The 18,756-nt window shown below is 51.1% G+C and carries 17 protein-coding genes; 15 read left to right on the plus strand and 2 right to left on the minus strand.

Going from position 1 to position 18,756, the window contains the following annotated elements:
- Position 1 precedes the first annotated feature (1 nt).
- The 7 genes from NSQ24_RS00900 (at position 2) to NSQ24_RS00930 (ending at position 6,495) form a co-directional block, all read left to right on the plus strand.
- Positions 2 to 751 carry a threonine/serine exporter family protein gene (locus NSQ24_RS00900; RefSeq protein WP_003390255.1) on the plus strand — a complete coding sequence of 250 codons (750 nt, stop codon included), beginning with the start codon at positions 2 to 4 and terminating at the stop codon, positions 749 to 751.
- A gap of 7 nt (positions 752 to 758) precedes the next feature.
- Entirely contained in the window at positions 759 to 1,208 is a 450-nt protein-coding gene (locus tag NSQ24_RS00905) for a threonine/serine exporter family protein (protein ID WP_172920683.1), read from the plus strand.
- The gene (gene tilS, locus NSQ24_RS00910) at positions 1,186 to 2,613 is read left to right on the plus strand and encodes a tRNA lysidine(34) synthetase TilS (protein WP_024983363.1); all 1,428 of its coding nucleotides are present in this window, start codon (positions 1,186 to 1,188) and stop codon (positions 2,611 to 2,613) included. Before NSQ24_RS00905 ends, tilS begins: the two co-directional genes overlap by 23 nt.
- The gene (hpt, locus tag NSQ24_RS00915; RefSeq protein WP_003390258.1) at positions 2,610 to 3,149 is read left to right on the plus strand and encodes a hypoxanthine phosphoribosyltransferase; all 540 of its coding nucleotides are present in this window, start codon (positions 2,610 to 2,612) and stop codon (positions 3,147 to 3,149) included. Before tilS ends, hpt begins: the two co-directional genes overlap by 4 nt.
- A gap of 69 nt (positions 3,150 to 3,218) precedes the next feature.
- Positions 3,219 to 5,255 (plus strand): ATP-dependent zinc metalloprotease FtsH, encoded by a 2,037-nt coding sequence (ftsH, locus tag NSQ24_RS00920; protein WP_122958773.1) that lies wholly within the window; start codon positions 3,219 to 3,221, stop codon positions 5,253 to 5,255.
- 337 nt (positions 5,256 to 5,592) lie between these two features.
- A complete protein-coding gene (locus tag NSQ24_RS00925) occupies positions 5,593 to 6,234 on the plus strand; it encodes a hypothetical protein (RefSeq protein ID WP_141334247.1) in 642 nt (213 codons plus the stop codon).
- A gap of 81 nt (positions 6,235 to 6,315) precedes the next feature.
- Entirely contained in the window at positions 6,316 to 6,495 is a 180-nt protein-coding gene (locus NSQ24_RS00930; protein WP_339166988.1) for a hypothetical protein, read from the plus strand.
- Positions 6,496 to 6,514: 19 nt separating this feature from the next.
- Here the strand turns inward: NSQ24_RS00930 and istB are convergent, their stop codons facing one another.
- Positions 6,515 to 7,294, minus strand: a complete 780-nt coding sequence (gene istB, locus NSQ24_RS00935; RefSeq protein WP_003386482.1) for an IS21-like element helper ATPase IstB — start codon at positions 7,292 to 7,294, stop codon at positions 6,515 to 6,517.
- Positions 7,291 to 8,532 carry an IS21 family transposase gene (istA, locus tag NSQ24_RS00940; protein WP_024985197.1) on the minus strand — a complete coding sequence of 414 codons (1,242 nt, stop codon included), beginning with the start codon at positions 8,530 to 8,532 and terminating at the stop codon, positions 7,291 to 7,293. Before istA ends, istB begins: the two co-directional genes overlap by 4 nt.
- A 491-nt stretch (positions 8,533 to 9,023) precedes the next feature.
- On the opposite strand from istA, the gene NSQ24_RS00945 reads away from it, so the two are divergent.
- The 8 genes from NSQ24_RS00945 (at position 9,024) to ltrA (ending at position 18,656) form a co-directional block, all read left to right on the plus strand.
- Complete coding sequence (locus NSQ24_RS00945; protein ID WP_339166990.1) at positions 9,024 to 10,757, plus strand: ABC transporter substrate-binding protein; 1,734 nt, start codon at positions 9,024 to 9,026, stop codon at positions 10,755 to 10,757.
- Positions 10,758 to 10,811: 54 nt separating this feature from the next.
- Positions 10,812 to 11,768 (plus strand): ABC transporter permease, encoded by a 957-nt coding sequence (locus NSQ24_RS00950; protein ID WP_003390261.1) that lies wholly within the window; start codon positions 10,812 to 10,814, stop codon positions 11,766 to 11,768.
- Positions 11,769 to 11,780: 12 nt separating this feature from the next.
- Positions 11,781 to 12,707, plus strand: coding sequence for an oligopeptide ABC transporter permease (gene opp4C, locus NSQ24_RS00955; RefSeq protein ID WP_051925628.1), 927 nt, complete (start codon positions 11,781 to 11,783; stop codon positions 12,705 to 12,707).
- Between the two features lie 11 nt (positions 12,708 to 12,718).
- Entirely contained in the window at positions 12,719 to 13,705 is a 987-nt protein-coding gene (locus NSQ24_RS00960; protein ID WP_003390263.1) for an ABC transporter ATP-binding protein, read from the plus strand.
- Positions 13,698 to 14,663, plus strand: coding sequence for an oligopeptide/dipeptide ABC transporter ATP-binding protein (locus tag NSQ24_RS00965; protein WP_122958771.1), 966 nt, complete (start codon positions 13,698 to 13,700; stop codon positions 14,661 to 14,663). The genes NSQ24_RS00960 and NSQ24_RS00965 overlap by 8 nt, the downstream gene beginning before the upstream one ends.
- Positions 14,664 to 14,817: 154 nt before the next feature.
- Entirely contained in the window at positions 14,818 to 15,681 is an 864-nt protein-coding gene (locus NSQ24_RS00970; RefSeq protein WP_003390267.1) for a Cof-type HAD-IIB family hydrolase, read from the plus strand.
- Between the two features lie 96 nt (positions 15,682 to 15,777).
- Positions 15,778 to 16,722 carry a quinolinate synthase NadA gene (gene nadA / locus NSQ24_RS00975; protein ID WP_003390269.1) on the plus strand — a complete coding sequence of 315 codons (945 nt, stop codon included), beginning with the start codon at positions 15,778 to 15,780 and terminating at the stop codon, positions 16,720 to 16,722.
- Positions 16,723 to 17,357: 635 nt separating this feature from the next.
- Positions 17,358 to 18,656, plus strand: coding sequence for a group II intron reverse transcriptase/maturase (gene ltrA / locus NSQ24_RS00980; protein WP_024985477.1), 1,299 nt, complete (start codon positions 17,358 to 17,360; stop codon positions 18,654 to 18,656).
- Positions 18,657 to 18,756: the final 100 nt, after the last annotated feature.

The raw sequence follows: 18,756 nt of genomic DNA on the forward strand, positions 1-18,756 counted from the left end.
GGTGTCCCCAGATCTTGTTATGGATACCTGCTTGTTGGCAGGCGAAATTATGTTGAAGAACGGCGGGGAAACGTATCGTACGGAAGAGACGATGTCGTGGATTGCCAAGGCGGCCGGCATGGATTCGGTTAACAGCTCCGCGACCCCGACCAGCATCATCTTGTCATTTCGTGCGAATGGACAAGATCATACACGCATGATCCGCACACCCAGCCGGACGATCAATTTGAGCAAGGTCACCTTGGCCAACGACGTCTCGCGCCGGTTTGTTTCGGGAGATATTACCATCTATGAAGCCTACAACCTGTTTCAGCAAATCGATCAGGGAAAACCGGTTTACCCCAAATGGATGCTGCATACGGCGGCTGGCGTTGCCAGCGGCTCTTTTGCCATGCTTGCGGGCGGTACTTGGTATGATCTGCTGCCCTCCGCATTGGCGGGACTGACGGTCAACCTCAGTCTGCAATTTTTTGAAAAGTTTCTACGGATCAAATTTTTTACTGAATTTGTATCAGCTTTGCTGGGCGGATTGTTTGCGCTCCTGTGCGCTACCTTTTTTACGGAGCTGCACCTCAGCATCCTGATCATCGGTGCCATGCTTCCTCTCTTCCCGGGGATCGCCATCACCAACTCGCTCAGGGATCTGATGGCCGGAGATCTCGTCGCGGGAGTCTCACGCGGGGCAGAAGCGCTTTTGACAGCACTTTCCGTTGCGGTAGCGACGGCTATTACCCTGTGGTTCGTGAGGTGAGAGACGAATGGTATTGTTGAAAGGATTGGGCCTCAGTCTGTTGTCTTCGATGGCGTGGGGATTGCTGTTTAATGTTCCGGTGCGCACCTTGCTGGCATGCGGCTTCGCCGGTTTGATCGGATGGCTTGTTTTCTCCATTCTCCCATATTTTGGGGCTGAGGTTATTTTATGCACGTTTGCGGCAGCGACAACCGTTTCCATATTAAGTCAAGTTTTGTCCGTCTGGCTGAGGGTCCCCTCCACCAACTTCAGTGTTGCCGGCATCATCCCTCTGGTGCCGGGATCTCTTGCTTACAAAGCGATGCTTGCCTTCGTAAATGGACAATATATGGAAGGAATCATGCTGGCCATGCAGACTGCGATGGTGGCAGGAGCGATCGCGTCCGGTCTGATCCTGGGAATTTCTTTATTTGCCATCTGGAGGGGAGCGCGCCATGCTAGAAAGCGTGCGCAATAACATCGAGCGCAGCAGGCTCCTGGAGCCGGGCGAGACAGTCGTGGTCGGCATCTCTGGCGGAAATGACTCGACTGCCCTTTTGCATATCTTGTGGGCTCTCAATTCACACTATCAGTACGGCTGGAAATTGCACGCTGTACACCTGAATCACGGTTTCCGCGGGGAGGAAGCGGGCAGGGACGCGGACTATGCCGGAGAGCTGTGCCAATCCCTCGGGGTTTCTTTTCACTTGTTTGAACGGAGCATTCCAGATGTCATGAAGGAGACCGGCATGGGGGCTCAGGAAGCGAGCCGCGCTGTGCGCTATGATCTCTACAAGCAGGTCGCGCTTCGTACAGGCGCTGCCAAAGTAGCCGTGGCGCATCATGCCGACGACCAGGTGGAGACGGTCTTGTTTCGGCTGTTGAGGGGAACGCGCCTCTCCGGTCTGACCGGGATGCCAGCCAGGCGCTGGCTGGTGGAGGGCCAGGTCGAGCTGATCCGGCCGCTTCTGCATGTGAGCAGAGCGGAGCTGGAGCGCTACTGTGAGGAAAACGCGCTATTCCCGCGAGAGGACAGCAGCAACCGCTCGCGCAAGTACGCCCGCAACCTGATCCGGCTGGAAGTAATGCCGCTGTTGGAGCAGGTAAACGAGCGCTACCGCGAGCACATCCTTTCCCTGTCAAAGGCCGTTCAGGAGGATGAAGCTTACCTGCAAAAGCAGAGTCGCGATCAGTTAAAAGCGGTTGTGATCAAGCAGAAAAAAGGCGACGTGACGATCGACGCCGACAAGTTTCAAAGTTGTGACGTTGCTTTACAAAGGAGAATGATTACTCTAATATTAAGTTATCTCTCAAGCCAAATCGAATGGTCTTCGCAACATGTGGAGGCCGTTTTGCGCATGATAGAGGGAAATCGTCCGTCTGCTGAACTGGATTTGCCCGGTGCCGTGACAGTGGCCAGGGCATATCGGCAGGTTCGCTTTCAGACGAATGGCCAGAAATTATATCGTCAGATTTTCTGCTACCAGCTTGCTGTTCCGGGAACAACACTGATTACGGAAAGTGGAGCAGCGGTACATACGTTTTATCGTGATGGCCCCATCGATTGGGCACGAGTTCCCGATCACGCGGCGGCTTTTGATGCCGATCGCCTTCCTGGGCCTTTATGCGTTCGCAATCGAAAGCAAGGTGACCGCATGCCTCTATGGGGAACAGCGGGGAGCAAAAAGCTGAAGGAACTGCTGATCGACGCCAAGGTGCCGCAGAAGTGGCGGGACAGACTGCCGATCCTGACTGCGGGCGACCAGGTGATCTGGGTTCCGGGCATCCGCCGATCCGCCATTGCGCCTGTAAGTGAACGGACCAAGCGGGTATTGTATGTGGAAGTGGAGTTTGGAGAAGAGTGGCGGGAGGTATTAACGTGAACCAAGACATCAAGGAGATTTTGCTCACCGAAGAACAAATTGCCAGCAAGGTTAAAGAGCTGGGCTCTATCTTGAGCGAAGAATACCGGGACAAAAACCCGTTGGTCATCTGCGTTTTGAAGGGCGCTGTCGTATTTATGGCCGATTTGCTTCGCCATATGGACATTCCCTGCGAAATGGACTTTATGGCCGTATCCAGCTATGGAAGCGGAACCGAGTCTTCCGGGATGGTGAAAATCCTGAAGGACCTCGACACTTCCGCCGAAGGCCGTCACGTCCTCGTTGTCGAGGACATCATGGACAGCGGTTTGACGCTGAGCAGGCTGATGGAGCTTCTGCGCCACCGCCAGGCGGCTTCCGTAAAGGTCGTGACGCTTCTCAACAAGCCGGATCGCCGCAAAGTAGACATCTCGCCAGATTACAGCGGATTTACGATTCCAGACGAATTCGTAGTCGGCTACGGTCTGGATTTTGCCGAGAAATATCGAAACCTGCCATTTATTGGCGTACTAAAACCGGAAGTTTACACGAACTAGCTTTGTTGTGAAGAACTGACTCCATATGGTAAAATGTGAAAAGTGTCTGTTCGTGAGAGGAGGTAAGGAATGAATCGCTTTTTTCGTAATACCGGGTTCTACCTACTAATCTTTCTTGTCACGGTCGGGATCGTGAATTTTATCCTCTCCGGTTCTGATAAGGTTGGGAAACTTACATATCAGGAATTCCGGGTACAGCTGTTAACCGATAACGTCTCCGAGCTTACGCTTCGTCCTGAGGGAGGAACGTATCGGGTAGACGGTATCCTGAAAGCAGCGAATCCGGGACAGGAAACCAAGTTTGTAACAAATGTACCGCTTTACGATTCGGATATCATCAAGCTGGTTAACGCGAAGATCGATGAGCAAAAAGTGAAAAGGGTTGAGGTCGCTCCGCAGGAAGGCAACAGCATCTGGCTGACGTTCCTGACATCGATCATTCCTTTCATCATCATCTTTATCCTGTTCTTCTTCCTGTTAAACCAGGCTCAGGGCGGCGGCAGCCGAGTGATGAACTTCGGGAAGAGCCGTGCGAAGCTATACAACGAAGAGAAAAAGCGCGTTACATTCAACGATGTTGCAGGAGCAGACGAAGAAAAGGCGGAGCTGGAGGAAGTGGTCGAGTTCCTCAAAGACCCGCGCAAGTTTGACGCAGTTGGCGCGCGCATTCCAAAAGGCGTGCTGCTCGTGGGTCCTCCTGGTACCGGTAAAACCTTGCTTGCCCGTGCTGTTGCCGGTGAAGCGGGTGTGCCGTTCTTCAGCATCTCCGGTTCTGACTTTGTAGAGATGTTCGTCGGGGTGGGTGCGTCCCGCGTGCGTGATTTGTTTGAAAACGCAAAGAAAAACGCGCCTTGCATTATCTTTATCGACGAGATTGACGCAGTCGGTCGTCAGCGTGGAGCAGGTCTTGGCGGCGGCCATGACGAGCGCGAGCAAACGCTGAACCAATTGCTTGTTGAAATGGACGGCTTCGGCGGCAACGAAGGCATTATCATCGTCGCTGCGACGAACCGCCCGGACATTCTGGACCCTGCGCTGCTGCGTCCAGGACGTTTTGACCGTCAAATTACGGTAGACCGCCCGGACATCAAGGGCCGCGAAGCTGTACTGAAGGTCCATGCCCGCAACAAACCGCTTGGCGAAGACGTGAAGCTGGATGTCATCGCACGCGGCACGTCGGGCTTCACCGGTGCCGATCTGGAGAACCTGCTGAATGAGGCAGCTCTTCTGACAGCACGGAAAAACAAGAAGCAAATCAACATGGCTGAAGTCGATGAAGCCATCGACCGCGTCATCGCCGGTCCGGCGAAAAAATCCCGCGTAGTGAGCGAAGACGAAAGACGTCTCGTGGCTTACCACGAAGCGGGCCATACGATTATCGGATACTACCTCAGAAATGCAGAAATGGTACATAAGGTAACCATCATTCCGCGCGGCCAAGCTGGTGGATACACAGTGATGCTGCCGAAAGAAGACCGTTTCTTTGCAACGAAGACCGACTTGCTCGACAAGATTACCGGTCTCTTGGGTGGACGCGTTGCAGAAGAGTTGGTGCTGGGCGATATCAGTACCGGCGCTCACAACGACTTCCAGCGTGCAACGGCGATTGCGCGCAGCATGATTACGGAATACGGGATGAGCCGACTGGGGCCAATGCAATTTGGCCGCAATCAGGGTCAAGTATTCCTGGGCCGCGATATTGGCCACGAGCGAAACTACTCCGAACAGATCGCTTACGAAATCGACCAGGAGATGCAAAGCATTATCAATGAGTGCTACGACAAGTGTAAAGAGCTGCTCACGAAGCACCGTGATCAGCTGGAGCTTGTAGCTACCACACTGCTAGAAGTCGAGACGCTTGACGCTGATCAAATCAAGCAGTTGATCGAGCACGGAAAGCTGGATCCGCATCCACTCGAAAACAAAGACGTGGTTGTGAATATCCAGCCAAAGAAAGACGAGCCGACCATCAGCGAAGCGACGGAAGCCAAAAAGGAAACCGTTGAAAACGCGGAAAGCACGACGGAAGGCAACACTGACAACAAAGCGGAAAACACTGCGGAGACGCCGAACAGTGGGTCCGAACAGGACGAGAAGAAACAATAAAATGATTATAGGTTGATCAAGTCGAGTTTGAATACGGTGATCGCTTCTGGGTGCTACCAAGGAGAGATCACCGTATTTTATTTGGAATTAGCGTATAAAAGTGAGGCAGTCAAAATTAATACCAGTAAAAATAACGAATAGTTAGTATAGTTTGACAAATAAATCTCAATATTTTATTATTGTATATAAATACAATTTATAGGAGGTATTAGGGTGAGAAAGATTATTAGCAGTGTTATCTCAGCGATCCTCTTAACCATCTCTGGTCAGTGGAGTTGTAGCGAAAGAATCAAAAACTTCATATGAAGTGACTTTTCAAGCGGAAGAAATTAATGATTTGAGTACATTGTTTATAAGGGCGAAAAATAATATCACAGATTATAAAAGTACTCCAAGTGCTGAGGCTAAGTTGCAAACTGATGGGGGTGTTGAGAAAAATTTGAAAGTTTATCATACGACACAACGTTTAAAAACCGAAAGAAATATTGCTACAAGTGAACAGAAAGAGAGCTACGTAACTTATTACTTCTATGGTATTCCTAAAGAAGTACTGGATAATAAATCAATATCCATTTTAGGGTCAACTTCTGATGAAGATTGGGATTCAAGTTATTCGGTCAAAGCATATTCTACATACTACTGGGATAAGTACAAATCTACTAACGGCGATGGATTTAAGAAATTGACCAAAGTAACTGGTGGCTGGACGATTAGTGATAATAAAGTGTCGATAACAAGCAGAGAAGTGAGATACGGCGCTTCAGGAGGAGCTTTGCGTGATGATGGAACACACGGAGGGTCTGTGATCCAAGATAGTGGACCTTTATACCCATCATCAAATTCTTTCTCATACGATGCCCCCAAAAACTGGAAGCCAGTTTCTGATTGGGCTAGTACAATTGGCGTCAACACAAAGGCAACGCTAAAATTGGGAACTGAAACTTGGACGTTAAAACTGGATAATTATAAGACCAATTAGCTCTGAAAAAGTAAAGCGAACACCAATATTGTCATAAAATTGGTGTTCGTTTTCTAATTGGGTTATTAAGGGGGGGCTTACTTGATTAAATCTTTATCAATCGGGATTGTTCTTGTCTTGTTATTTTTCGGGTACGCTCTTTATCAGGGAGATCTGATTGGTGTATGGATAAGGTTATCAGGTTATGCTGGCTTTGGATTGATCGTACTTGCACTTCTTATTGTCAATATCGATTTAATTTTCCCCAAAACTATCGGTTGAAAATTCCCCATTTTTGTCGCTACTGGTTGTTTACTTCAGCAGGCTCCGGTCGAAAGAAACCTGCTTTTTTCTTTTCCTTAATGCGATAACTTTCCCCTTTGATATTGATCGTACTGGAATGGTGAAGCAGTCGGTCCAAAATCGCAGTGGCCAAAATGGTATCTCCGAAAATCTCTCCCCAGGCTCCGTACGATTTGTTTGAAGTCAAGATCAATGAACCTTTTTCATATCGTTCAGATACAATCTGAAAAAAGAAGTGAGCAGCAGTTTCGTCCATTTTGCGGTAACCAATTTCATCGATGATCAACAAGTCTGGTTTGGTGAGCGCCCGCATTTTTTGGGCAATCGTGCGATTGCCATGGGCCGTCTGAAGCGACTGTACCAGATCGTGGGCAGTGATAAAATAAACCGTATAGCGTTGCTTGATTGCTTCCAAACCAAGCGCTACGGCCAAATGAGTTTTACCGACACCGGGTGGCCCCAAGAAGATGAGGTTTTCCTGATGCTCAATAAAACCTAGAGTCGCCAAATCACGGATACGTCTTTCATCAATGGAAGGTTGGAAAGAGAAATCAAATTCGTCTAGTGTTTTTTTGAACGGAAGCCGTGCTAATCGAGTTCTTGTATGCAAAAATCGTTCGTATTTAGCCGCTAATTCCTCCTGCAGAAGCTTGTCCAAAAACTCCAAATACGATATGTTGTGTTTGGATGCTTCTTCGGCGTGATCGTGGAGGATCTCGGGGATGCGTATCCATCCAAAATGACGGGACGCTTCCAACAGGCGTTCTTGCAAGATCATTGCAGCGTCACCTCTTCTTCCGCCAGTTCTTCATACGCCGTAAGAGAGCGTTCCAACACTTCGGGTGTTGAATTCGCCATATAACGAGGTGTAGGTTGGGGAACCGGTTTGCTCGTAGATGTGCGAATTCCTTCGAAGTGTTTTTTTATGCTTACGGTCTGATGACGCCCCCACTGTTTGGAGTGTTCAGCGATTAGATGGCCATTGCAATAAAATCGCAAGACTCCATTTTTCTCATCTTGAATTTCTACTACTCGACCGATGTGCTCCCATGGAACAGAGTAACGATTGGCTTCAAAAGAAACATAAGCATCACTCATCACCTTCCGGTAATGCCGGTCCACAACAGCAAAAGGCACGTGGTTCAAAGGTTGGAGGTCTTCTACTTTCCATCGTTCATTCGGCATTTGATGGGTGGTTCCGTGAAGGCGACAATTTGCAACGGTGTCCAGCCAATAGCGTACTTGTTGATTGAGATCTTGTAGCCCGGTAAAAGTGCCGATGCGAGGCCAAAAGTTCTTTCTGAGATAACCCACCCCATTCTCCACTTTTCCCTTCGTTCGAGCCCGATAGGGCTTGCAGCTCAGCAGCTTGCACCCATAGTGGCTGGCAAAGCGGGCGAAACGCTCGTTCCAGATCACCCTACCATTGTCATCTCGACCAGAAACAACTGTTTTCATGTTGTCGTACAAACAACTTTGAGGGACACCCCCAAAGTACTGCCAAGCCCGAAGATGACATCCGATGAGAGTTTCCAGCTTTTCGTCCTCGGTAAATTCTACATACATCATGCGTGAATAACCCAGCACCATGACGAAAGCGTAAAGACGCTTTTGTTTTCCGTTGACATTTGCTCGAAAATGTCCCCAGTCTACTTGCGCTTGTTGTCCAGGTTTCGTTTCGTATCGTACGGTTACTTTTGAACGAAAGTGGGGACGCAGCGGCTTCATGAAGTCTCGTAAGATGGTGTCCTTTCCGGTATAGCCACGGGCTTTTATTTCTTCGAAGATGATGCGGGCATTTTGACAGCCCTCCGCCATACGAGTACAGATGAAATCCTTAAAAGGATCCAACTTGCTGGGACGTGGTTTGCGAGTAGGAAAGCTCTCTGGCGTATCTTTCAGGAGCCATTTTCGAACCGTTTTTCGATCCCGTCCCATCTCTTCAGCAATTTGGGTAATACTCATACCTTTCAGACGCATTTCTTTGATCACAAAAAACTCCCCATTTTTCACCATATTTACTCTCCTCCCGGAGAGTATGTCGGCTTTTTCTGGGGAATTTTAAACCGCTGATATTGGGGATTTTACAACCGATTTTGACATTATGCTGGGATCAACATTAGGAGTAGACAGGATTAATTTGGCGACACCAGATGTGAAAAGGGATTTTGTAGTGGATGATAACAACGAGGCAATGAGAAAAGAAAGAAAACTGGAGCAACGATGGGCACTCTATGTTTTATTGGCAGGGCTTCCGTCATTCGTGACGTGGATCATTCTTTATTATGGGAGGTGATTCTTCTTCCAGTCCCTATTTCCCGGCTGTCTATACGTGTAGTGTAAAGAAGATGATACTGTTTTTACCAAAGAGCCGTTTTCTATTTGTGCCTGGAATGAAAACGGCTTTTTTAATCCTCATAAAACCTACTTTACACATCGGAATTATATGTATATAATCATTTCCAGATGTTGCTTTTTTAACATGACGTTTTGAGGAGGATGTACGAATGAAAAAAGGATTGATTAGCGCGTTGCTGCTGATCCTGGTCGGAGCTGTATCCGTCTCCGGCTGCTCCACCCAGGAAAGCGCAAGCGACAATCAGACGCCTGCTGCACCGCAAGAGACGAGAACGGTCCAGAGCATTCCGGATTCGTTCTTTCCTGCGACGGATAAATCTAAATCGCCGGAAGCGGCAAAAAAGCGGACGGATACGGTTGTGGCTACGCTTACGGAGCCGGGCGGAGTATTTAACCCGTACTTTTACAAAAACGGCTACGACGGAAACGTGAGCGCGGCCATTTTTGCGCCGCTGGTGAGCGTCGACAAAAACGGCAAACCCATTCCCCGTCTGGCGGAAAAATGGGACATCTCGGACGATCAGCTAACCTACACCTTCCACCTGCGGCCAAACCTCAAATTCAGCGACGGCTCGCCACTGACAGCGGAAGACGTCGCCTTTACCCTGACGATTCTCCACGACAAGGCGTACGACGGAGACGAAGACATCTTTGAAACGCAGATCAAAGGCGGTCGGGCTTACAAAGAGGGCAAGGCAGATACCGTCGAGGGGATCAAAGTCATCGACCCGCAAACGATCCAAATCACGACGGAGAAAGTGAATGCCCGTTCGCTTCTCATCCTCGGCGGACCGGTGCTATCCAAAGCTTACTATGGCAAAGGCTATAAACCGGGCAACCTGGAGTATCTGCGGACGCTGCACGGAAAGCCGCTTGGAGCAGGCCCGTATAAGCTGGAGAAATACATCACCGGCCAAGAGGTCCGCTATCTGGCCAACGAACACTACTACGCTGGCAAGCCGGCGGTTGAGTACTTCATCTACAAGACGACAGAAGGAGATGCCCTGCAGTTTTTCCAGACAGGGGAGACTGATTACAACTCCTTTACAGCCAACGAGGACAATCTGGAGCTGCTGAAGAGCTTGGGCTACGCAAACATCAACGTGTACACGTCGACAGCTTACAGCTACATCAAATTCAACCACAGCAAGCCGTACTTCAAGGACAAGCGGGTGAGACAAGCGCTGATATACGGTCTGGATCGGCAAAAAATTGTCGACACGGCTTACCAAGGCTACGGCCAAGTAGCCAATGTCCCGGTCTCGCCTGTCTCCTGGGCCTATACAGAGGAGGTCAATCCGTATCACTACGATCTGGAAAAAGCGAAAGCGCTGCTGGATGAAGCAGGCTGGAAGGTCGGGGCGGACGGCATCCGCGAGAAGGACGGCCAAAAGCTGAAGCTGTACTACTTGACGACCAAAGGACCGCTGAGCGATGTGCTCATCCCGATCGCAAAAGAAAACTACAAGGAACTGGGCGTACAACTGGAAGCGGAGCTGATGGACTACAATGCATTGCTGGCCCGCACAGCAAAAGGGGACCATGACCTCGCCTCCTTCTCCACGACGATGCTGACCGATCCGTCCGACGGCGTGATTCAATTTGGGTCGAACCGTTCAAGCAGCTTTACCGGCACGAACGGATACTCCAATCCAAAGGTAGACGAATTGCTGGAAAAGGGGATCAGCACGCTCGATATTGAAAAGCGGAAAGAAATTTACAAAGAGCTGTACAACGAGCTGAGCGACGATCCGCCGTACATTTTCCTCACCTATCGGAAGCTGCTGACCGCCCACAACGCGAGAGTGTCCGGATTTGATCCGAACGGATATACCGGCATTTCCGGCAATTTGCCCGATCTGAAGATTGAACCGATTCAATAGATCGAACGAAGATGCTCAGCCTCCGGGCTGGGCATATTCCTTGGGAGGCACAAGATGAAAGCCTATATCATCCGCAGACTGCTGTACATGGTCCTGACTCTGTTTGGGGCATCCGTTTTGATTTTTGGCCTGTACGCCCTGACACCGGGTGATTTTGTCGATAACAATCCGAAGCTGACTGACGAGCGAAAAGCGGAGCTAAAACAGATGTACGGTCTGGATAAACCGGTCGTGGAGCGCTATTTCGTCTGGCTCGGCAATGCCGTCCGGGGCGATTTTGGATATTCCCTTCAGTATCAGCAGCCGGTCACCTCGCTGCTCAGTCAGTACATCTGGAATTCCTTTTTGATTGCGTCCGCCTCTACCTTGTTTACTTGGCTGATCGCGATTGTGATCGGGGTCATCTCGGCGACCAGACAGTACTCATTCTTTGACTCAGCAGTGACGATCGGGGCATTTGCCGCGATGTCGTTTCCCTCGTTCTTCGCCGGGCTGTTGATCATCAAGTTTTTTGCGGTGGACCTTGGCTGGTTCCCGCCCGGGGGGATGATCACGACCGGCAGCAATGCGACCGGACTTGCATACGTGTGGGAGGTTATCGACCATATGTTTTTGCCGGTGCTTGTGCTCACAATGCTCGGGGTCGGCTCCCTGACCCGCTATTTTCGTACAAACATGCTGGAAATCATCCGGCAGGATTTCATTCGCACAGCAAGGGCCAAAGGCTTGAAGGAAAAAACAGTCGTCTACAAGCACGCCCTGCGAAACGCTTTGCTTCCCGCGATCACCCTGCTTGGCTTTGAGCTTCCGGCCTTGTTTGGAGGCGCGATCATCACGGAGAAGATTTTCAACTGGCCAGGGGTTGGGCAGCTGTATATGCAGGCGTTCAGCCTGCGCGACTACCCGCTGTTGATGGGATTTACGATGTTTTTGGCCATTTTGACCGTCGTCAGCAATCTGCTTGCCGACCTTTTGTACGGCGTGGCTGATCCGCGAGTGAGATTGAAATAGGAGGAGTCGACATTGTCATCCATCGTCACGGAGACAGCGGGACTGGCAGGCACGCGGACCGGTGCCCGGCGGTCTTCGCTCTGGAGAGATACGTTTGCCAAGCTGAAAAAGAACAAGGTCGCCATGTGCGGACTGGTGTTTCTGGTCATTATGTTTTTGTTCTGCTTCATCGGGCCGTTTTTTTCGCCCTACGCATCCGGAAAGGTCAATACGGTGATGATCAACAAGCCCCCCAGCATGGCTCATTGGCTGGGTACGGACAACCTGGGGCGGGACATATTGACCCGGCTGATGCAGGCCGGCCGCATCTCGCTGACGGTGGGACTGGCCGCCATGGTGCTGTCTGTCTTTATCGGCTCGGTTCTGGGAGTAGTAGCTGGCTATTACAGAGGGGTTGTCGATCAAATCGTGATGCGCTTTGCAGACATTCTGATGACGATTCCGGGACTTCCGCTGCTGTTTATTATCGGGGCGATCCTGTCCGAGTGGAAGGTGCCCACAGATTACCGGATCTACATCGTCATGCTGATGCTCAGCCTGATCGGCTGGCCGGAGCTGGCGAGACTGGTGCGAAGCCAGATTTTGAGTCTGCGCGAGCGGGAGTTCATGCAGGCCACCGAGTCTCTGGGGCTGCGCGATCACCGCAAGCTGTTTTTTCACCTGTTGCCCAATACAATCCCGATCCTGATCGTGGTAGCTACGCTGCGGGTCGGGGGAGCGATTCTGAGCGAGTCTGTACTCAGCTACCTGGGCCTGGGGGTCGTTCCCCCGACGCCGACGTGGGGCAATATGATCGATGCCGCGAATACGCTGATCGATTTTCAGAAACGGCCGTGGCTCTGGATTCCACCCGGCTTTGCCATATTTGCCACCGTGATTTCGATCAATCTGCTCGGTGACGGCCTCCGTGATGCGCTTGATCCGAAAATGAAGAGGTAGGAGAGACGGTTATGACAAACGCTTTGCTTACAATCGATCATCTGCAGACCCATTTTTTCACCCCGTCGGGAGTCGTCAAAGCGGTAAACGACATCAGTCTTCGCGTACGGGAGGGCGAGACGGTCTGCATCGTCGGGGAATCGGGCTGCGGTAAAAGCGTAACGGCCATGTCCGTGCTGGGGCTTGTAGCGGAGCCGCAAGGAAAAGTGGTTGGGGGAGACATCCGGTTCGATGGCGTAGACCTGCTGCAGCTCAGCCCACTGGAGAAGCAGCAGCTGCGCGGCAATGACATCGCGATGATTTTCCAGGAGCCGATGTCTTCGCTCAATCCGGTCTTGACCATAGGCGAACAGATCATGGAGCCTCTGTGGGAGCATCTTCTTCTCTCCAAAAAGGAAGCCAGGGCGAAAGCGATTGAACTGATTTCGCTGGTAGGCATCCCCCGTCCCGAGGAGATCATGAACGCGTACCCGCATCAGCTAAGCGGAGGCATGCTGCAGCGGATCATGATCGCCATCGCGATCAGCTGCAATCCGAGACTGCTGATCGCCGATGAACCGACGACAGCTCTGGATGTGACGATTCAGGCGCAAATTCTCGATCTTTTGCGCGAGATCAAGGAAACGTACAACACGGCGATATTGCTCATCACCCATGATCTGGGCGTCGTTGCCGAAATGGCCGACTATGTGGTCGTCATGTACGCGGGCAAGGTGATTGAAGAAGGGCCTGTCCTGGAGCTTTTCAGCAATCCCCGGCACCCGTATACCCGCGGGCTTTTGCAAGCAAAGCCGGTGATCGGCCAGCGGAAAAAACGGCTGAACTCCATCCCGGGCCAAGTACCGAATCTGATTGGTCTGGCTGATTCCTGCTACTTCCATGACCGCTGCGAGAGCTGCATGTCGGTTTGCCGACTGAAGCAGCCGGAATTGAAGCAAATCGACGACGGGCACAGGGTGGCGTGCTGGTTATACGAGGAGGAGAGCGGGCTTGCGTGAGGCATTGGTGGAAGTCAAGCAGTTGAAAAAGTACTACCCGATTACCGGGGGCATTTTTGGCAGGACCATTGGTCACGTCAAGGCAGTCGATGACGTCAGCTTTGCCATCCGGAAGGGAGAAGCCTTCGGTCTGGTCGGCGAGTCCGGGAGCGGCAAAAGCACGACGGGACGCACGATTTTGCGCCTTACCGATAAAACGGCGGGCGAGGTCAAGTACAAGGGAGTGGATTTGCATGCAGTAAGCAAGCAAGAGCTTCGTCGGCTTCGGCCCAGCATGCAGTTCATTTTTCAAGACCCGTACAGCTCGCTCAATCCCCGGCTTCGGGTAGGGGATGCGATCGGAGAAGCCCTCATGGACCACGGGCTGGCCGACAAGTCGGAGATACGGGAAAGGGTGCAGGAGGTGCTCTCTCTCTGCGGGTTGGCTCCGTATCACATCGACCGGTTTCCGCATGAATTCTCCGGCGGTCAGCGGCAGCGGATCGGTATTGCCCGCTCGATTATCCTGCAGCCGGAGTTTATTGTGGCCGATGAGCCTGTTTCTGCGCTGGATGTCTCCATACAGGCGCAAATCATCAATTTGTTTAGCGACCTGCAGGAGAAAAAAGAGCTTACGTACCTGTTCATCTCGCATGATTTGAGTGTGGTGGAGCACCTCTGCACCCGCATCGGCGTGATGTATTTGGGCTCTCTGGTGGAAATTGCGCCGCGGGATGAACTGTTTGCCCGTCCCTTGCACCCGTATACGCGGGCGCTGTTGTCGGCGGTGCCTATCCCCGATCCGCGGCTCAAGCGGGAGAGGATCGTTCTGCGCGGAGACATTCCGAGTCCGGCGAATCCGCCGAAGGGCTGCAAATTCCATACGAGATGCCCGCTCGCGACTGACCGATGCAAGGAGGAAGTACCCGTTTTACGATTGGCGGACAGCGATCATCAGGTAGCTTGCCATCTCGTATAGCGGACTTTCGATTATGCAGGCGGAATGTCTGGCCCCGTATTGAATAACCTGGGCGAATAGGGTACATTGAAGGTGGAAGAATTCATAGTGATTTGGAAATAAAGTGCAGGATGTGGCGCCTGCGCTTTTCTTTTCATCAAAGGAGGAGATCGCCTTGTTTTCTAGGCTCCGTCTGGCAGCTTTTGATATGGATGGGACCCTGCTGAATGAACAGTCACAGATGACAGAGGCAACGAAGGAAGCCTGTAGGCTGCTGCAAGCCAGCGGCTGCAAGCTGGTGTTGTCGACCGGCCGCACCTATGCATCCGCGCAGCTGCCGATCGGCGGATTCGCGTTTGACGGATATGTATGCAGCAACGGCGCGACAGTTCTGGAGGCGGACGGAACATTGGTTCAGCATGCTGCTTTGCCGCTGGAAATGATCCAACAGGCTGTGCATACACTAAGGCAGGAACCAATCTACTATGAGCTGCACGACACCGAAAGCAATCGCTGGATGGTTCAGGAAGACAGGGAACGGATAGAAACATTGATTGAAGAAGATGCTTCGGTCGAAGGAGTGTCGCTGCGCCGCTTTTCCTTTTACGAGTGGTCACGGGTCGTTCCCTTGGCAGAAATGATGCAGCGGATCGCCACCGGCGAGTCGAAGATCGTCAAGCTGTTCGTCTGGCACCCCGTCCCGGAAGCGCTCGTGCCTGTCCGGGAACAGCTTGAGCGTTGGAGTGATCAGGCTGACATCACATCTTCAGGGAAGCACAATGTGGAGGTGATCCCGAAAGGCGTCTCCAAATGGGAGGGGCTCACTTATTTTTGTCGGAAATGGGGAATTGCGCCCGAACAAGTCATGGCGTTTGGCGATGCGGAAAATGACCGGGAAGCATTGTCCAACGTAGGGTTTCCTGTCGTCATGGAAAACGCCAGTCCGGCGATGAAAGAGCTGGCCCGTTTTATCGCTCCGCATCACGACGAGGACGGAGTGGCGCGCTTTATTCGCGAGCGCGTGCTGGCGGATGGGTAAATACAGCAGTCTCCCCAGCGGATATGCATTGACAAGCAAGTGGGTTGGGATTACAATGGCCCTAAATTATGACACCTACGTAGGGGGATAATATTCATGGAAGCCTTGGCGTTAGAAAAAAAGGCCCAGCGAAACGCTGAGTTGCGCGAACGGCTGATGCAATTGAAAAAAGAACGCAATGCCATCATTCTGGCCCATTTTTATCAGCGGCCGGAGATTCAGGAAGTGGCTGACTATATTGGAGATTCGTTCGGTTTGGCGCAAAAAGCCAAGGAAACCGACGCGGACGTCATCCTGTTTTGCGGCGTACACTTTATGGGGGAAAGTGCAAAAATTCTCAATCCCCAAAAGACCGTCATCATCCCGGATGAACGCGCCGGCTGTCCGATGGCCGACATGGTCAACGTGGAAGGCTTGCGCAAGCTGAAGGCGCAGCATCCGAATGCAAAGGTGGTTGCGTACATCAACACGTCCGCCGATGTGAAAGCGGAAACATACATTTGCTGTACGTCTTCCAACGCGAAACGGGTCATCGAGTCGATCGATTCCGACGAGATCATCTGGGTCCCGGATAAAAACCTGGGTCACTACGTTTCCCAGTTTACCGACAAGAAGATGATCATCTGGGAAGGGTACTGCAATACGCATGACCAGCTTTCCGTCCAGGACATCATGTCGCTGAAAGCGCAGCATCCAAATGCGCTCGTCGTCGTCCACCCCGAGTGCCGTCCGGAAGTAGTGGCGCTGGCCGATTACGTCGGTTCTACGACAGGCATTCTCAAATACTGCCGTGAATCCTCCCATAAAGAGTTCATCATCGGTACGGAAGACGGCACCCGCTACATGCTGGAGAAGGACAGCCCGGACAAGACGTTTATCTTTGCTTCCAAGTATCTGGTCTGCCCGAACATGAAGGTCAACAACCTGAAAAAATGCGTGGAAGCGCTGGAGAACATGAAGCCGGAGATTTACGTGCCGGAGGATATCGCGGACAAAGCACGCGCTTCCCTGGAGCGCATGCTGGCCGTGGCGCCAGCGTAATGCTGGAGCGGCCTGTTTTTCAGGAATCTGGTGAGAACGTGAGAAACAAGTAAAAACCCGAGATACAAGCAAAAACCTGCACCTCTTTTGTCAAAAAGGGGGCAGGTTTTTATTGTGAAGCGTGCCCAGCAAGCCGTTAATTGCTAGTTGGTGAAAGTCCAACCGAGGCAGGAGCCAAGTCACCTCGTAGCTGACAGGCAACTGGTGGAGAAATCCTAAGGTTGAAGCCCTGTGACAAAGTAACTCGAAAGAGTGCGAGCAAATCAGCAGGCCGTAACATAAAGTGAATCCTGCAGCCTCGTTAAGAAAGACCACCGAGAGGTGGACAAAGGGAAGCCGAGCTTGTTTCATATGGGCGAAGGCCAAGGACGGTGTGGAGAACTTGGAATACAGCACCTATGAATCCCTCGGGGTATGGGGAGCGGTATGTTGAGAAAGTAGTTAACGGAACTGGGGAGACCCTACTCTGCACGCCCCGTCAGGAGCGTAAAACGGAAACCTATAACCGTAAGGGAAGTGGTGGATGGCAGAGAGGGAGTCGGAGGGGTTCATAGTACCGATGAACATAAGGACAACACAACCTTATGGAGGGAAGGAGCCCTGCTTTGTTCACGGGTCGAAGGAGGTAAGAGTGAGTGAATGCAAGTAAACTTGCTAACTACACCGATGTAAAAGCTCGACAACTTTGGACAACCCTATATCTTTGTGCCAAGGCAAACTCAAAACGGCGATTTCATGCCTTGTATGACAAAATCTACCGCCCGGATATTCTAGCGACAGCTTGGAGGAGAGTAAAAGCAAATAAAGGGAGCGGAGGAATCGACGGACAATCCATCGCACAGATTGTGGAGGAGTATGGGGAGAGCCGTTTTCTTAACGAGATCTATCTAGATTTAAAAGAAAAGCGGTATCGTCCACATCCGGTTCGTCGAACTTACATCCCTAAACCGGATGGCAAGAAACGTCCACTCGGCATCCCGACGATCAAGGATCGGGTGGTCCAAATGGCTACTAAGCTAGTCATTGAACCGATCTTTGAAGCTGATTTTCGGGACTGTTCTTATGGCTTTCGGCCAGGAAGAAATGCTCACCAGGCAATTGCACAGATACGCAAAGCAAGCAAGAGGTGTTATTGGGTCGTAGATGTTGACATTAAAGGGTATTTCGACAACATCAACCATGAGAAGTTGATGAAACTGGTCGAAATGAGAATCAGCGACAGACGTGTTCTGAAACTTATCCGACAATGGCTGCAGGCTGGGGTCATGGAAAATGATCAATTCCATGAAACAGAACTGGGAACTCCGCAAGGAGGGGTAATCTCGCCTCTTCTTTCAAACATCTATCTAAACTACATGGACACCATTTGGGAAAATCAATTCTCCCATCTTGGCACACTTATCCGCTATGCGGATGACTTCGTTATCATGTGCAGAACCAAACAAGAAGCATTGGAAAGCATTCAAGTGCTGATGGCTATTCTAAACAAGCTGGAGCTTAGTCTCAGTAAAGAGAAATCTAGACTCGTTAATATTTGGGACAATTCCACTGGGTTTGACTTTCTTGGGCTGCACCATCGCAAATTCCCCGTGTTCAACAAAGGGGGGAGCAAGGTATTTGCTATGTCTCATGTACCAGCTAAGAAAGCAATGAAGGAAATGAGACGTAAAATTAAGGAATACACTGCACCAAGGAACAAACTGTTTCTGTCTCTAGAAGAGCTAGTGAAAGGGCTAAATCGCAAGCTAAGGGGGTTCAAGAACTACTACTTCATCTCGCCCATCGCCAAACGATGGGCAAGACGGATAGACTGGTATGTGATTGAACGCCTTACAATCTTCTGCAACAAGAAAAGAAGCAAGCGGAATAAACATGCCGGAAAGCTGAAGGTCATACAAAACACGCAGGGTAGTTTATTGAAATTAGCCGGATAAAGTAAGCCGAATGCCAAAGAAAGAAGAACATCGGAAAGCCGTATGAGGGAAAACCTCACGTACGGTTTGATGAGGGGGAGCTGAAATGAGCAAGGCGACC

The organism is Brevibacillus sp. FSL L8-0520, assembly GCF_037963895.1.
Classification (GTDB): domain Bacteria; phylum Bacillota; class Bacilli; order Brevibacillales; family Brevibacillaceae; genus Brevibacillus; species Brevibacillus borstelensis.

Bases quoted from the DNA above. Each gene is read 5' to 3' on its own strand.
- NSQ24_RS00905 (WP_172920683.1), top strand. From the start codon at position 759: ATGGTATTGTTGAAAGGATTGGGCCTCAGTCTGTTGTCTTCGATGGCG.
- tilS (WP_024983363.1), top strand. From the start codon at position 1,186: ATGCTAGAAAGCGTGCGCAATAACATCGAGCGCAGCAGGCTCCTGGAG.
- ftsH (WP_122958773.1), top strand. From the start codon at position 3,219: ATGAATCGCTTTTTTCGTAATACCGGGTTCTACCTACTAATCTTTCTT.
- istB (WP_003386482.1), bottom strand. From the start codon at position 7,294: ATGATCTTGCAAGAACGCCTGTTGGAAGCGTCCCGTCATTTTGGATGG.
- istA (WP_024985197.1), bottom strand. From the start codon at position 8,532: ATGGTGAAAAATGGGGAGTTTTTTGTGATCAAAGAAATGCGTCTGAAA.
- NSQ24_RS00945 (WP_339166990.1), top strand. From the start codon at position 9,024: ATGAAAAAAGGATTGATTAGCGCGTTGCTGCTGATCCTGGTCGGAGCT.
- NSQ24_RS00950 (WP_003390261.1), top strand. From the start codon at position 10,812: ATGAAAGCCTATATCATCCGCAGACTGCTGTACATGGTCCTGACTCTG.
- NSQ24_RS00960 (WP_003390263.1), top strand. From the start codon at position 12,719: ATGACAAACGCTTTGCTTACAATCGATCATCTGCAGACCCATTTTTTC.
- nadA (WP_003390269.1), top strand. From the start codon at position 15,778: ATGGAAGCCTTGGCGTTAGAAAAAAAGGCCCAGCGAAACGCTGAGTTG.